Raw genomic sequence first — 14,266 nt, 5'->3', positions numbered from 1 at the left:
CGCGCCTGCGGCGCGCTGCCGGGCCCAACGCGTTTGGCGGCATCTTTGATGCAGGCAAACGGGGCGGGAGCTTTGCTTGTTCCTCGGCTTGACCTCAGAGTTGTTTGAACAACCCGGACAATCTGTGGGTTTCCTGATCCAAACCAAAAGGCGCGTTGATCACGAACATTCCCGACCCGACCATCCCATGCCCTTTGCGCGCTGCGGGGAATGTCACCTCGTGTTTCAAAACCTTTGGGAAATCCTGAGCAGTCAGCGCATCCACCATCGGCTTTTGACGGCTATCCTTAAGGACCGGATACCACAAGGCAATCACTCCGACATTCCATTTGCGATGCAGCTTGGCGATGATCCCCGGAAGGCGGTCATATTCCGCCTTCACCTCGTAGCTGGGGTCAATCAGCAGCATACCCCGTCTGGGCGTCGGCGGCAGCAGGGACTGCGCCAGCTCATATCCGTCTTGCTTGTAGACGCGCGTATTGCCCCCTGGCACTGCCAGGGACAATGCCGTGTATTCCTGCGGATGCAATTCGGCGAGGTGAAGACTGTCCTGAGACCGCAACAAGCTGGCCGCAATCAAGGGCGATCCAGGGTAGCTGGCCTTTCCAAAACGCGCGCGGGTCATCCCGATCGCTTGCGCCAGCGGATGATCATCGCCAAACCATGCGCCCTGCTGCACCCGCTCGATCCCGGCAGCTGCTTCTCCGGTCTTGCGGGCTTCGTCTGAATCTAGCCTGTAGAGCCCACGTCCCGAATGGGTTTCGACATAGGTCAGCGGTTTGTCCTTTTGGGTCAGATAGGACAGCGTCCATGCCAATAAAGCGTGCTTTTGCACATCAGCCAGATTCCCGGCGTGGTAAATATGTTGATATGAGAGCATATTGCCTTCTACAGTCCCTGCAAATGAGGCGAAAAGGTGCTGATTGCCGCGGAATCAGCCCTTTTACCGGGCGAGTTGGCACCCTATAAGTCATCCGTCCCGGAACCGTCGAGTCGCGGGCAGTAGAAAAACCGACATACAGGATCAAGGGAAACATGGGGATCTTTGGCAATCTGGGCGGCCTGTTCACAGCGGACATGGCTATCGACCTTGGAACGGCAAACACGCTGGTCTACGTCAAGGGGCGCGGTGTGATCCTGTCTGAACCCTCGGTTGTGGCCTATCACGTCAAGGATGGCGTTAAAAAGGTTCTGGCGGTTGGCGAAGACGCCAAGCTGATGCTGGGCCGAACACCGGGTTCGATTGAGGCCATTCGCCCAATGCGCGAAGGTGTCATTGCGGACTTCGACACCGCCGAGGAAATGATCAAGCATTTCATCCGCAAAGTGCATAAGCGTTCGACCTTCTCGAAGCCGAAGATCATCGTCTGCGTCCCGCATGGCGCGACCCCGGTTGAAAAACGCGCGATCCGTCAGTCGGTTCTGTCCGCAGGAGCGCGCCGCGCGGGTCTGATTGCCGAACCGATTGCAGCGGCGATTGGGGCTGGCATGCCAATCACCGATCCGACCGGCAACATGGTTGTCGATATCGGCGGCGGCACCACCGAGGTCGCGGTTCTGTCGCTGGGGGATATCGTGTACGCCCGCTCAGTCCGCGTGGGTGGAGACCGTATGGACGAGGCGATCATCTCATACCTGCGTCGTCAGCAGAACCTTCTGGTCGGCGAATCCACCGCTGAACGCATAAAGACCACCATCGGCACCGCGCGCATGCCCGACGATGGCCGCGGCCAGTCGATGCATATCCGTGGTCGCGACCTGCTGAACGGCGTGCCAAAAGAAATCGAGATCAGCCAGGCTCAGGTGGCCGAGGCACTATCGGAACCCGTCCAGCAAATCTGCGAGGCTGTGATGACCGCGCTAGAGACCACGCCCCCCGATCTGGCCGCGGATATTGTGGATCGCGGCGTGATGCTCACCGGCGGCGGAGCGCTTCTGGGGGATCTGGATCTGGCTCTGCGCGAACAGACAGGACTGGCCGTGTCGATCGCCGATGAAAGCCTGAATTGTGTGGCTTTGGGCACCGGCAAGGCGCTAGAATACGAAAAACAGCTGCGCCACGCGATTGACTACGAAAGCTAAGGCGCGCACCCTTTAGAAAATAGGGTAAATTCGGCCCGAGCAGCACGGGAAGGTAACCTGTGGCAAAAGACCGATCACAGCGCGATGACTACACGGCCCCACTGCGCCGTCTGCTTCTGGGGATTGTTGTGCTGTGCCTGCTGGGCATCTTCATTGTCTGGCGGATCGACAGCCCTCGAGTTGAGCGGTTCCGCGCGCAGGTTGTGGATGCTGTTGTGCCGTCAATGGATTGGGCCATGGTTCCGGTCACCGCAACCGTCAACCTGTTCCGTGATTTCCAAAGCTATCAGAGCCTGAGCGAGCAGAACCGCGAGCTGCGCTCGGAACTGCGGCTGATGCGCGCCTGGAAAGAGGCAGCGTTGCAGCTGGAACAGGAAAACGCGCGGCTACTGGATTTGAACAATGTGCGGCTCGATCCGCGCCTAACCTATGTCACTGGCGTTGTGATGGCCGATAGTGGCTCTCCGTTCCGGCAGTCAGTGCTGTTGAATGTAGGGGAACGGGACGGGATCGTCGATGGCTGGGCCACGATGGACGGGATCGGCCTGGTTGGCCGTATCTCGGGCGTCGGTCCGGATACGGCGCGCGTCATTCTGATGACCGACGCCTCAAGCGTCATTCCCGCAACCATCCAGCCCTCGGGCCAGACCGCACTGATAACAGGCGACAACACTCCTGCCCCGTCGGTCGAGTTTCTGGAAAACCGTGAGCTTGTGCGCCCCGGCGACCGGGTCGTGACCTCGGGCGATGGCGGTGTGTTTCCCGCCGGTCTGCTGATCGGTCAGATCGCCGCCGACCCCGGAGGCCGCCTGCGCGTACGTCTTTCCGCCGATTTCGAACGGTTGGAGTTTCTGCGCGTTCTTCGCTACAACTCGGCCCCTACAATCCGCGATCCGGGTCAGATCGTTGGCCCCTCGCGCCCCGCTGCATCATTGTCACCCGAGGAAGCTGGTGATGGATAAACCGGCCTCTCACAAATGGGCGATGCGCGGTCTTTATGGGGCGCTGGCGGTGTTTGTTTTGTTCCTGCATCTGCTGCCGCTGGATACGCAGCCGGATCGCTGGCCTTTTCCGGACTTTCTGATCGTCCTGACCTTTGCATGGGTGCTTCGACGGCCGGACTATGTGCCAACCGTTTTGGTCGCTTTGGTCATGTTGCTGGCCGATCTGCTGCTGCAACGCCCGCCGGGTCTGTTGGCCGCTTTGGTGGTGCTGGGCGCGGCATACTTGCGGTCTGCGGCGCCGGGGATGCGAGATGCGGGCTTTGTAGCGGAATGGATGTCGGTCAGTGCCGTCGTTGCTGGCGTCTTTCTCGGCAATCGGGTCATCCTTGCGATCCTGTCCGTCGATCAGGCGGCTTTGTTACCGGTTATGATCCAGCTTGTGCTGACAATTCTGGCCTATCCGGTCATTGTGCTGCTGTCTCAGAGTGTATTCGGCGTGCGCCGCGTCTCGGCCGCCGATGCCAGTGCTGCGGGGGCGCGTGCATGAAACAGCGCAAAATCAAAAGCGAAGGTGTCGCCTATAAACGTCTGCCCCGGCGGGCCTTGCTGCTGGGCGGTCTGCAGGCGGTTTTCATTGGCGGGTTGGCCGCGCGCATGCGGTATATGCAGGTCGACCAAGCGGATGAATATCGCCTTCTGGCCGAAGAAAACCGCATCAATATCCGCCTGATCCCGCCGACGCGGGGGCGCATCTATGACCGCAATGGGCAGGTCATCGGGCAGAACTCACCGTCCTACCGCATCGTCATTGTGCGCGAGGATGCCGGTGACATCGACAAGGTGATCGCCAAACTCTCGGACCTGATCCCCCTGAACGAGGACGAGATCGAAAGGGCGCGCACGGAAATGCGCCGCTCGGCCCCGTTCCTGCCGGTCACATTGGTCGATCAGGTGACGTGGGAGGATATCTCGAAAGTCGCCGTCAACGCGCCCGCCCTGCCCGGTGTTACGCCTGAGGTCGGACAAACCCGGCAATACCCGCGCTACGAGGATTTCGCCCATATCGTCGGCTATGTCGGCCCGGTCAGCGACTATGACCTCAGCCAGATCGAAGACCCAGAGCCGGTGCTGCGCATCCCCCGCTTCCAGATCGGCAAGGTCGGGTTGGAAGCCAAGCAAGAGATCGACCTGCGCGGCAAAGCAGGCTCCAAGCGGGTCGAGGTCAACGCCACCGGCCGCGTCATGCGCGAATTGGACCGGCAGGAAGGCCAACCGGGCGCTGATCTGCAACTCTCGGTCGACGCGGACTTACAACAGTATGCGCAGGCACGGCTAGCCGGAGAAAGCGCCGCCGCCGTTGTCATTGATTGCGAAACCGGCGATCTGCGGGCGATGGCCTCGGCCCCCAGCTTCGACCCCAACCTGTTCGTGCGCGGTATCTCGGTCGCGGATTACCAGATCCTCACGCAGGACAAATATCGCCCCCTGGCCAACAAGACGGTTCAGGGCACTTATCCGCCCGGATCGACCTTCAAAATGGTCACCGCCTTGGCCGCGCTTGAAGCCGGCGTCGTTGGCCCCGGCAGCACTGTTTATTGCCCCGGCCACCTCAAGGTCGGTAGCCGTCGCTTCCACTGCTGGAAGCGCGGCGGGCACGGCACGGTCGACCTCAATACGTCGCTAAAGCGCAGTTGCGACGTTTACTACTACGACGTGGCGTTGAAGGTTGGCATCGACAAAATCTCGGAAATGTCGCGAACCCTTGGGCTTGGCATCAAGCACGACATCCCCATGTCCGCCGTTCGGGCAGGTTTGGCTCCTAATCAGGAGTGGAAGCTGAGAACCCATGGTGAGGAATGGTTGAGCGGCGATACGGCCAACGCCTCAATCGGGCAGGGATTCATGCTGGCTTCGCCCATGCAACTTGCCGTGATGACCGCGAGGATCGCCACCGGTCGAGCTGTGAAGCCGCGACTGGTCCGCTCGATTGATGGGGTCGAACAGCCAACGGGCGCGGGTGAACCGCTTGAGATCAGCCCGGCCAATCTGAACTACATCCGCGAGGCGATGTGGTCGGTCTCAAACGACCGGCGCGGCACAGCCTATCGCAGCCGGATCATCGCCGATGACCTCCGCATGGCTGGAAAAACAGGCACCAGTCAGGTACGCAACATCACCAAAGCGGAGCGCGCCGCAGGTGTGATCCGCAACGAGGACCTGCCATGGGAACGGCGCGACCATGCGCTGTTCGTCAGCTTCGCCCCCTACGACAAACCCAAATACGCCATTGCGGTTGTGGTTGAACATGGCGGCGGCGGCTCCAAGGCGGCGGCCCCGGTCGCGCGCGACATCATGCTTCAGGCGCTTTACAACGGCACCCCACCGCTCGAGGCCTACCCGGCCGGAGATCGAGAGCGCATCAAAGAACAGCAGAAACGGCTCGAGGGCGACCGCCGCCCCAAAGCGCGCCCCAGCGAGAAGGACCGCGCATGAGCTATCTTGAATATGCGGTCAAATCCACGCCATCGGGGTTCCGAAAATTCCTGTACATGAACTGGCCGCTGACGCTGTTGCTGATCAGCACGGCCAGTGCCGGGTTCCTGATGCTGTATTCGGTGGCCGGTGGGTCGTGGATGCCGTGGGCCGAGCCTCAGATCGAACGTTTCGGGCTGGGCCTGTCAGTGATGTTCATCGTCGCACTGGTGCCGATCTGGTTCTGGCGCAACATGTCGGTGCTGGCCTATCTGGCCTCGATCGCGTTGCTGGTGTTTGTGGAGTTGTTCGGCACGATTGGCATGGGCGCACAGCGCTGGATCGACCTTGGGTTCATGCGTTTGCAGCCGTCCGAGGTGATGAAGGTCGCGCTGGTGATGTTGCTGGCGGCCTATTACGACTGGCTGCCCTCGCATAAAACCTCGCGTCCGCTCTGGGTTCTGATCCCGGTCATCCTAATCTTGATCCCTACCTTCATGGTACTGCGCCAGCCGGACCTTGGGACCTCGATCCTACTGCTGGCCGCTGGCGGAGGGTTGATGTTTCTGGCCGGTGTCCACTGGGCCTATTTCGCGGCCGTGATCGCAGCCGTGGTCGGCTTGATTGCAGCTGTTTTCAATAGCCGAGGGACCGAGTGGCAGTTGCTGAAGGACTACCAGTTCCGCCGGATCGACACGTTTCTTGACCCCTCGACCGACCCGCTGGGCGCGGGCTATCACATCACCCAATCCAAGATCGCCCTGGGATCGGGTGGATGGAATGGGCGCGGCTTCATGCAGGGCACGCAATCACGACTGAACTTCCTGCCTGAAAAACACACCGATTTCATCTTCACCACATTGGCCGAAGAGTTTGGCTTTGTCGGTGGCATCACCCTATTACTGCTATACGCGCTGATCCTGATCTTTTGCATGGTTACGGCCTTGTCGACCAAAGACAGGTTCTCATCGCTGGTCACCATGGGGATCGCGCTGAACTTCTTCCTGTTCTTTGCGGTCAACATGTCGATGGTGATGGGGCTGGCTCCGGTTGTCGGCGTGCCTCTGCCCATGGTCAGCTATGGCGGGTCGGCCATGCTGGTTCTGATGGCCGCCTTCGGTGTCGTGCAAAGCGCCCATATCCACCGCCCCCGCTGATCGGAAAGCCCGTCCATGCATGTCAATATCCTGTTCTCCGCGCGCCCTGAGCTTTGGCCGGTGTACCAGCCGCTTCTGACCGAAGGACTGCAAGAGGCAGGCGTCGCCTTCAATCTGGCAACCGAACTCCCCGAAGAGCAGGTGGACTACATCGTCTACGCCCCAAGCGGCGGGCTGCTGAATTTCACGCCTTATACAAGGCTGAAAGCGGTTCTCAGCCTCTGGGCCGGGGTCGAGAAGATCTCAGGGAACGAAACGCTTACAGTCCCATTGGCGCGGATGGTAGATCACGGTCTAACCCAAGGCATGACCGAATGGGTCGTGGGGCATGTGCTGCGCTATCATCTGGGGATGGACCAGCACATCAAAGTGCAAGATGGTGTGTGGACGCCTGACGCGCCGCCGCTGGCGAACGAACGTCAGGTCTGCATTCTGGGCCTTGGCGCATTGGGGCAGGAGGCTGCCCAAGCGCTAGCCGCATTGAATTTCAACATCACCGGATGGAGCCGCACCCCCAAAGACGTCCCCGGCGTAACCTGCCTGAGCGGCGAAGACGGGTTGCGAGAGGCTCTGTCAAAGGCCGAGATCGCCGTCCTCTTGTTGCCCGATACACCCGCAACCGAGAACACCCTGAACGCCGAAACCCTTGCGTTAATGCCCAAAGGCGCGCGGATCATCAATCCGGGGCGTGGGCCTCTGATCGACGATGACGCGCTATTGAAGGCGTTGAACACAGGCCAGATCGGACATGCCACTCTTGATGTGTTCCGGGTTGAGCCTCTGCCCGCCGATCATCCCTACTGGGCGCATCCGAACGTAACGGTGACGCCGCATATCGCCTCGGAAACTAGGCCGGTCACAGCGGCGCAGGTGATCGTCGAGAATATCCGGCGCGGGGAAGCTGGCGAGCCGTTCGTGCATCTGGTGGATCGCCAGCTGGGGTATTGATCCCTCGATCCAAGGGCTGGAAGAGAACGGTTTAAGCTGCGATCAGGCCGCGCCCTTTCAGCAAGGCTTCGACACCTGGCATCCGGCCCCGGAAGGCCAGATACAGCTCCTCAGCCTCGCGCGAGCCGCCAGTGGACAGGATATTGTCTTCCAGAGCTTTGGCGCGTTCCGGATCAAATGCCCCTCCGGCCTCTTCAAAGGCCTCGAATGCGTCGGCATCCATCACTTCGGACCACATGTAGCTGTAGTAGCCCGAGCTATAGCCATCGCCCGCGAAAACATGCGCGAAATGTGGGGTCGCGTGGCGCATGCCGATGGCTGCGGGCATGCCGATGCTTTCCAGGACCTCGGCCTGTTTCGCCATCGGATCCGCCGGGGCAGCGCCTTCATGGAAGGCCAGATCAACCAAGGCTGAGGCGACGTATTCCACCGTCTGGAACCCCTGATCGAAATTCGCGGCTTTCAGAACTTTCTCAAGCATTTCCTGCGGCATTGCCTCACCGGTGTCCGCGTGGGTGGCGAACTCAGCCAGAACCTCGGGGACCTCCAGCCAATGTTCGTAAAGCTGGCTTGGCAGTTCGACAAAGTCGCGCGCCACGGACGTGCCCGAAATGCTTTCATAGGTCACGTTCGACAGCATCTGATGCAGGGCGTGCCCGAACTCATGGAACAGTGTGCGCGCGTCGTCATAGGACAACAGCGCCGGATCGCCTTTGGCGAAGTTGCACACGTTGATCACGACCGGAGCCTGCTCCTTGGGGAACTTCGCCTGACCTCGCATTGCGCTGCACCAAGCGCCCGACCGTTTGGACCCACGCGCGAAATAGTCACCAATGAATACCGCGATATGCTTACCGCCGCGCGTCACCTCCCACGCTCGGCAATCTGAGTGGTAGAGCGGCACGTCCAGCGGTTTGAACTCCAATCCGAACAGACGGTTGGCGCAGGCGAACGAGGCCTCGATCATTCGATCCAGTTGCAGGTAGGGTTTCAGCGCGGCCTCATCCAGATCATGCTCGGCCTTGCGGCGTTTCTCGGCATAGTAGCGCCAGTCCCATGCCGCCAGAGGGCCGTTGACACCATCTTCCTGCATCATCGCCGTCAGAACTTCGGCATCTGCGTCGGCGCGCGCCTTCGCAGGCTCCCACACTTGCATCAGCAGGTCGCGGACGCGGTCGGGTGAACGGGCCATTTCGGTTTCCAGCTTGTAGTCGGCAAAGCTGTCATAGCCCAACAGCTTGGCGCGTTCCTCGCGCAGGCTGAGGATTTCGGCGGCGATGTCGCGGTTGTCGGTGTCACCACCATTCGCCCCGCGCGCGGTCCAGGCGCGATAGGCTTTCTCGCGCAGGTCGCGACGGGGTGAGAACTGTAGGAACGGCACAATGATCGACCGCGAGAGGGTGACTACGGGACCAACGGCGCCTTTTTCCTGACCCGCCGCGCGTGCGGCGTCCACGACGAAATCCGGCAGGCCCTGCAGGTCATCTTCGGACAGGTCCATGAACCAGTCGCGCTCATCCGCCAGCAGGTTTTGGGTGAAGGATGTTCCAAGTGACGCCAGCCGCGCCTTGATCTCTTGCATCCGGGCGTCCTGCTCGCCCTCCAACGCAGCACCGGCTCGGACAAAACCGCGATGAGACAGCATCAGCACGCGCGCTTGTTCGTCACTTAGGCCCAGATCATCGCGCCGCGCCCACAGGTCCGCCACACGTTTGAACAGCGCCTTGTTCGAGGATATCCCCGAAAAATGCGCCGCTAGCTTTGGCGAAATCTCTCGCTGTAGCTCTTCGCGTTTCGGATTGCTGTCCGCGCCCGCAACTGTGAAGAAAACCGACAGCACTTTGTCCAGTTGCTCACCCGCCGCCTCAAGCGCTTCGATCGTGTTGGCGAAACTCGGGGCTTCGGCGTTTGTGGCGATCGCGTCGATCTGCGCGTTATGCGCCTGCAGCGCCTCATCCAAAGCGGGGGCGAAATCATCATCCGAAATCTTGGCAAAAGGGGCGAGTTCGAACGGAGTGGTCCAGTTGGACAGGATCGGGTTGGTCATTCAGATCTCCTTTGACCACAACCTAGGAAGGGCCGGTCAGATGATCCAGAGCAACACTACGTTTATTCACCACCGGCGCCGCAAATCGGGCAGTCAGAGCGCTTGGAGAGGGTGATCTTTCGGCTTTCACCATAAAGCGCGTCGTAGATCAGCATTTCACCGCGCAGCGCTTGGCCGGCCCCGGTGATCACCTTGACCGCCTCAACCGCCATCATGGACCCAACCACGCCCGGTAAGGGGCCGATCACGCCTGCCTCGGAACAGGACGGGGCAAGACCGGCTGCCGGAGCTTCGGGGAAAATACACTGGTAGCAGGGGGCACCCTTGGCCGGGTCGAAGACGCTCAGCTGCCCTTCCCATTGCGACAGTGCGCCCGAGATCAGCGGTTTGCCCAACGCAACGGCCGTGCGATTGGCCAGATAGCGGGTTTCGAAATTGTCGGTACCATCCAGGATCAGATCAAAGTCGCCCAATAGGTCTCGCGCGATCTCTTCACTCAGGCGCCGATTGTAGGGCAGAACGATAACATTGGGGTTCTGTGCCTCCATCGCTTGCTGGGCCGAAAACACTTTGGGCATTCCGATATCGGCGTCGCGGTGAATGACCTGACGCTGGAGGTTGGCGTTTTCGACCACGTCGTCGTCGATCACCCCGATCGTACCCACACCCGCTGCGGCCAGATACTGCAAGGCCGGTGCGCCGAGACCCCCGGCCCCAATCACCAGCACGCGCGCCTTTTTCAACCGTTTCTGCCCCGGTCCACCCAGTTCGCGCAGAACGATATGGCGGGCATAGCGGTCCAGCTCTGTCGCAGTGAACCGGTCCGAGGGTTTGGCCTCGGTCTTGTCCGCTTCGGGCTGCGCCCGATTTCGCAGCGCTTTCAGCCCCTTGCCATAGACCATGACCAGAGCGGCCGCCCCGGCCAGCATCAGCCAAAGCGCCGCCGATCCTCCGGTTGCTTCGCGCAGAGGATGACCACTCGGCAAAACCAAATGCGACAGGATCACCCCGGCCATAAGCACACTGACCGAGGTCACACGCGCCGTCCGGGACACGCCCGCTATATAGCCGATGCCCCACAGACCCGCGGCAAGGACCAGAACCAGCAGCATCAGCCCCGCCCGGTTGAGCCGAACCCGCCCGACCCACGCGCGGTATCGCCAAGGGTTTCGGTCAGTTCGAATGTGGCCTGCACGACAGGCGCGACGATCAGCTGCGCGATGCGTTCTCCGTGGGTGACCTCGAACCGGTCCTGCCCTGCGTTCATGACGATCACTCCCAGCGGGCCGCGATAGTCGCTGTCGATGGTCCCCGGCGTGTTGGGCAGGGTGATGCCGTGCTTCAATGCCAAGCCGGACCGCGGGCGGACCTGCACCTCATACCCCGCCGGGATTTCGATTCGCAGGCCGGTGGGGACAAGGGCGCGCTGCCCCGGCTCCAGGAAAATCGACTCGCCTTTGGGCAGGTTGGCGCGCACATCAGCACCGGCCGCGCCTGAGGTCTCATATGAAGGCAGGGGAACAGCGGCATCTGCCCCCTCTTCCCGGATCACGCGGATAGCTACCATCTGTATTCCTTCTGTCTTATCCGGCCAGCGCGTCGGCGATCTTTTGTGCAAGACGCGCGGCGACCATGTCTTTGTCCATACGCGGCCAGCTCTCGGCCCCTTGATCCGAGATCAGGACGACTGCATTTTCCGAACCACCCATGATGCCGGTTGCCGGGCTGACGTCGTTTGCCACGATCCAGTCGCATCCCTTGCGGGCGCGCTTTGCCGTCGCGTTGTCGATCACATCGTCGGTTTCCGCCGCAAAGCCCACAACCAGATCAGGGCGACCCGCACCCATCTGCGAGACGCGTTTCAGGATGTCGGGATTCTCGGCGAACTCCAGCGAGGGCAGGCCATCGCGGCTTTTCTTCAATTTGCGATCCGAGGCGGTGGCCACTTTCCAGTCGGCGACTGCGGCGGCAAACACACCTGCATTCACAGGGAGGGCCGCATCCACCGCGTCAGACATCTGCTGTGCTGTCTCAACCTGCACGACCTGCACGCCTTGGGGCGGTTGAACGTCGGCAGGGCCAGTGACAAAAACCACCTCGGCCCCGAGCGCCGCCAAGGCGCGGGCAACGGCAGTTCCCTGCGCCCCGGATGAGCGGTTGGCGATGTAGCGCACCGGATCAATCGGTTCATGTGTCGGGCCGGAGGTCACAAGGATGCGTTTACCTTTCAACGGCCCGTCGGCCAGTTGCGCCTCAACGGCAGCAAGGATTTCTAGAGGTTCGGACATCCGGCCCGGACCATATTCGCCACATGCCATGTCGCCCTCGTTGGGTCCTACAAAGCGGATGCCGTCCTGCTGCAATTGTTTCAGATTTCGCTGGGTCGCGGGGTGGTCCCACATGCGCACATTCATGGCGGGCGCGCACAGAACCGGCGTGTCCGTGGCCATCAGCAGGGTCGAAGCCAGATCGTTGGCCAATCCTGCCGCCATCTTGCCCATCATATCTGCGGTAGCTGGGGCAACCACGATCAGGTCAGCCGAGCGCGACAGTTGAATATGCCCCATCTCGGCTTCGTCCGTCAGGTCGAAGAGGTCGCGATAGGCTTTCTGGCCTGCAAGTGCGGAGACCGACAGCGGCGTCACGAACTCCTCGGCGGCGCGGGTCAGCACCGGCGTGACTGCAGCCCCACGCTCTTGCAGCCGTCGGATCAGGTCGAGCGACTTATAGGCCGCAATGCCACCGCCGATGATCAGCAGAATGCGTTTGGATGACAGCATGTTTAGCCCTTCCCGTCCCGGTCGGTCCTGACATTAGGCAAGGCCACCGGGTAGTTCCAGCGGTTAATTCTGCATCTCAAACGCTTTGCAAGGGTCTTCACGCTCGATTTCCGGGCTGTCGATCACCGCATCAAAACTCCCGTCGATCACTCCCCCTTCGGACTGACCCAGAACAAAGACCTTCAGCCCTGGCTTCAGGCGCGACAGAAAGGTCGGGATACCCCGGTCTGTCCTAGCATGGCCATTGCCGGTGATCACGGCAATCGGACCACCGGTTTCCTCCTCCGCGCGCAGGATTGCGCGGGTCAGTACAGCGTCACGCAGGCGTTGGATCGAGACCATCTGAGGCAACATCTCAACGGGCAGGGCATCGCAATGGGCAGCCAGTTGATCTGCCTCGCGCGCGGCTTGATCTTCTGGCGACAGCGGAACAGTCAGGCCATAGCGCGCGGCGTCTGCACCAAGGGCAGTGGCGGCACCCTTTTCCATAGCGGCGCGCGCGGCTGTGCGTGGAACCATGGCGCCATAGACCGGCGCGTCCGACGCCTGAAAGACTGGGTAGTACATGCTCAAAGGAGGCCAACCCGATTCCGCCCAGCGCAGGATCCGTGACAATTCTTCAGGGTTGGAGGCGGCGGTCTGCGCCAGACGCTGCGCGCCTTCTTCGGTTACCATTTCCCACACCACAGCCGACGGAGAAATCGCTCCCAATGCCTCGGTCTGCACAAGGTGGTGACGCGGATTGTCGTGGATTTCACCAAGGATCACCACATCTGCGTCCTGCATGGCTGCCAGGACATCATCGGGGATCAACTCACCGGCTTGGACCGGGCGCAAAGCGCTGACTGTAAACGCCAGCGCACACAACAGAATCGCAAATCTTGTCATGCGATGAAGTGTTGCACCTCACGCGATTGGGCTTCAAGGTTCTTGCGCATCTTGGTAAAGGCTGCAGCCTCAAGCTGGCGTACACGTTCCTTCGATAGACCCAGCTCATTCCCCAAGCTTTCAAGGGTTCGGGCCGGTTCGCGCAGCTTTCGTTCACGCACGATAAATCTTTCGCGGTCATTGAGGGATTGCATCGCCATCAGTAACCATTCGCGCAACTGTTCAGTGTCGTGGCGATGTTCAACCGCCTCGGCGGCCTGCTCACGATCATCTTCCAGCGCATCAATCCACTCACGCCCATCTTCATCCGCTGACTGCACCGCGTTGAGCGAAAAATCCGAGCCGGACAGACGCCCTTCCATCATCTCCACATCGCGCAAGGGCACACCGATTTCCGTGGCAATCATCTGGTGTAGCTGATGCCGATCCAACTCCTGCCCCTCGGTGGCGGCTTCACGTTCCAACCGGGCCTGAACGCGGCGCATGTTGAAGAACAAAGATTTCTGGGATGAGGTCGAACCGGTCCGCACCATCGACCAGTTACGCATCACGTAGTCCTGGATGCTGGCTTTGATCCACCAAACCGCATAGGTCGAGAAACGCACACCGCGATCTGGGTCAAACTTGTCGGCGGCTTTCATCAATCCAAGACCGGCCTCTTGGATCAGATCATTCATCGGTGCACCGTAGCGCTTGAACTTGGCCGCCATCGAAATAGCTAAACGCATATACGCGGTGATCAGTCGGTGCAGCGCTTGTTCGTCGCGGTTGTCCCGCCAAGCATAGGCCAGTTGCAATTCGGTTTCCGCGTCCAGCAGTTCGGCCTTCATTGCTTTGCGGGACATCGAGAAATCGGATGCGTTGTCCAGTGCCATGAAACTCTCCCTTTTTGCAGGCATCAGCCGGGCTTGCCTTGCCGACTTAGGGTCGATACGCAGATCATCACCA

At 60.7% G+C, this 14,266-nt stretch carries 13 protein-coding genes; 6 read left to right on the top strand and 7 right to left on the bottom strand.

Annotated elements, in window-relative coordinates:
• Nucleotides 1-94 precede the first annotated feature (94 nt).
• A complete protein-coding gene (locus tag ACR0B5_RS14495; protein ID WP_480541305.1) occupies nucleotides 95-880 on the bottom strand; it encodes a 23S rRNA (adenine(2030)-N(6))-methyltransferase RlmJ in 786 nt (261 codons plus the stop codon).
• 155 nt (nucleotides 881-1,035) lie between these two features.
• Here ACR0B5_RS14495 and ACR0B5_RS14490 point away from each other — a divergent pair, with 155 nt between their 5' ends.
• From ACR0B5_RS14490 to ACR0B5_RS14465, 6 genes are read left to right on the top strand one after another with little or no spacing between them, the layout of a single operon-like run.
• The gene (locus ACR0B5_RS14490) at nucleotides 1,036-2,082 is read left to right on the top strand and encodes a rod shape-determining protein (protein ID WP_039523195.1); all 1,047 of its coding nucleotides are present in this window, start codon (nucleotides 1,036-1,038) and stop codon (nucleotides 2,080-2,082) included.
• Between the two features lie 59 nt (nucleotides 2,083-2,141).
• Nucleotides 2,142-3,044: a rod shape-determining protein MreC gene (mreC, locus tag ACR0B5_RS14485; RefSeq protein WP_170480731.1), complete on the top strand. Its 903-nt coding sequence runs from the start codon at nucleotides 2,142-2,144 to the stop codon at nucleotides 3,042-3,044.
• A complete protein-coding gene (locus ACR0B5_RS14480) occupies nucleotides 3,037-3,573 on the top strand; it encodes a rod shape-determining protein MreD (RefSeq protein ID WP_170468813.1) in 537 nt (178 codons plus the stop codon). Before mreC ends, ACR0B5_RS14480 begins: the two co-directional genes overlap by 8 nt.
• Nucleotides 3,570-5,519, top strand: a complete 1,950-nt coding sequence (mrdA, locus tag ACR0B5_RS14475) for a penicillin-binding protein 2 (protein WP_480541303.1) — start codon at nucleotides 3,570-3,572, stop codon at nucleotides 5,517-5,519. Before ACR0B5_RS14480 ends, mrdA begins: the two co-directional genes overlap by 4 nt.
• Nucleotides 5,516-6,655, top strand: a complete 1,140-nt coding sequence (rodA, locus tag ACR0B5_RS14470) for a rod shape-determining protein RodA (RefSeq protein ID WP_480541301.1) — start codon at nucleotides 5,516-5,518, stop codon at nucleotides 6,653-6,655. The genes mrdA and rodA overlap by 4 nt, the downstream gene beginning before the upstream one ends.
• A gap of 15 nt (nucleotides 6,656-6,670) precedes the next feature.
• Nucleotides 6,671-7,603, top strand: coding sequence for a 2-hydroxyacid dehydrogenase (locus tag ACR0B5_RS14465; RefSeq protein ID WP_480541299.1), 933 nt, complete (start codon nucleotides 6,671-6,673; stop codon nucleotides 7,601-7,603).
• Between the two features lie 31 nt (nucleotides 7,604-7,634).
• On the opposite strand, the gene ACR0B5_RS14460 is transcribed toward ACR0B5_RS14465, so the two are convergent.
• From ACR0B5_RS14460 to ACR0B5_RS14435, 6 genes are all read right to left on the bottom strand, one after another.
• Complete coding sequence (locus ACR0B5_RS14460) at nucleotides 7,635-9,650, bottom strand: M3 family metallopeptidase (RefSeq protein ID WP_480541297.1); 2,016 nt, start codon at nucleotides 9,648-9,650, stop codon at nucleotides 7,635-7,637.
• Between the two features lie 62 nt (nucleotides 9,651-9,712).
• Nucleotides 9,713-10,762, bottom strand: coding sequence for a HesA/MoeB/ThiF family protein (locus ACR0B5_RS14455; RefSeq protein ID WP_480541295.1), 1,050 nt, complete (start codon nucleotides 10,760-10,762; stop codon nucleotides 9,713-9,715).
• Nucleotides 10,762-11,217, bottom strand: a complete 456-nt coding sequence (dut, locus tag ACR0B5_RS14450; protein WP_480541293.1) for a dUTP diphosphatase — start codon at nucleotides 11,215-11,217, stop codon at nucleotides 10,762-10,764. Before dut ends, ACR0B5_RS14455 begins: the two co-directional genes overlap by 1 nt.
• 16 nt (nucleotides 11,218-11,233) lie before the next feature.
• The gene (gene coaBC, locus ACR0B5_RS14445) at nucleotides 11,234-12,430 is read right to left on the bottom strand and encodes a bifunctional phosphopantothenoylcysteine decarboxylase/phosphopantothenate--cysteine ligase CoaBC (RefSeq protein ID WP_480541291.1); all 1,197 of its coding nucleotides are present in this window, start codon (nucleotides 12,428-12,430) and stop codon (nucleotides 11,234-11,236) included.
• Between the two features lie 63 nt (nucleotides 12,431-12,493).
• Nucleotides 12,494-13,318 (bottom strand): ChaN family lipoprotein, encoded by an 825-nt coding sequence (locus ACR0B5_RS14440; RefSeq protein WP_480527440.1) that lies wholly within the window; start codon nucleotides 13,316-13,318, stop codon nucleotides 12,494-12,496.
• Nucleotides 13,315-14,193, bottom strand: a complete 879-nt coding sequence (locus ACR0B5_RS14435; protein WP_170378887.1) for an RNA polymerase factor sigma-32 — start codon at nucleotides 14,191-14,193, stop codon at nucleotides 13,315-13,317. Before ACR0B5_RS14435 ends, ACR0B5_RS14440 begins: the two co-directional genes overlap by 4 nt.
• Nucleotides 14,194-14,266: the final 73 nt, after the last annotated feature.

The sequence above is a fragment of the Ruegeria sp. AG1 genome (assembly GCF_056541705.1).
The sequence above is the reverse complement of the archived record's forward strand: the minus strand, read 5'-3'. Positions and strand labels throughout refer to the sequence as shown.

What these genes read in the sequence shown, in the direction of transcription:
- ACR0B5_RS14495 (WP_480541305.1), bottom strand. Translation starts at nt 880, where the DNA reads ATGCTCTCATATCAACATATTTACCACGCCGGGAATCTGGCTGATGTG.
- ACR0B5_RS14490 (WP_039523195.1), top strand. Translation starts at nt 1,036, where the DNA reads ATGGGGATCTTTGGCAATCTGGGCGGCCTGTTCACAGCGGACATGGCT.
- ACR0B5_RS14480 (WP_170468813.1), top strand. Translation starts at nt 3,037, where the DNA reads ATGGATAAACCGGCCTCTCACAAATGGGCGATGCGCGGTCTTTATGGG.
- mrdA (WP_480541303.1), top strand. Translation starts at nt 3,570, where the DNA reads ATGAAACAGCGCAAAATCAAAAGCGAAGGTGTCGCCTATAAACGTCTG.
- rodA (WP_480541301.1), top strand. Translation starts at nt 5,516, where the DNA reads ATGAGCTATCTTGAATATGCGGTCAAATCCACGCCATCGGGGTTCCGA.
- ACR0B5_RS14465 (WP_480541299.1), top strand. Translation starts at nt 6,671, where the DNA reads ATGCATGTCAATATCCTGTTCTCCGCGCGCCCTGAGCTTTGGCCGGTG.
- ACR0B5_RS14460 (WP_480541297.1), bottom strand. Translation starts at nt 9,650, where the DNA reads ATGACCAACCCGATCCTGTCCAACTGGACCACTCCGTTCGAACTCGCC.
- ACR0B5_RS14455 (WP_480541295.1), bottom strand. Translation starts at nt 10,762, where the DNA reads ATGCTGCTGGTTCTGGTCCTTGCCGCGGGTCTGTGGGGCATCGGCTAT.
- dut (WP_480541293.1), bottom strand. Translation starts at nt 11,217, where the DNA reads ATGGTAGCTATCCGCGTGATCCGGGAAGAGGGGGCAGATGCCGCTGTT.
- coaBC (WP_480541291.1), bottom strand. Translation starts at nt 12,430, where the DNA reads ATGCTGTCATCCAAACGCATTCTGCTGATCATCGGCGGTGGCATTGCG.
- ACR0B5_RS14440 (WP_480527440.1), bottom strand. Translation starts at nt 13,318, where the DNA reads ATGACAAGATTTGCGATTCTGTTGTGTGCGCTGGCGTTTACAGTCAGC.
- ACR0B5_RS14435 (WP_170378887.1), bottom strand. Translation starts at nt 14,193, where the DNA reads ATGGCACTGGACAACGCATCCGATTTCTCGATGTCCCGCAAAGCAATG.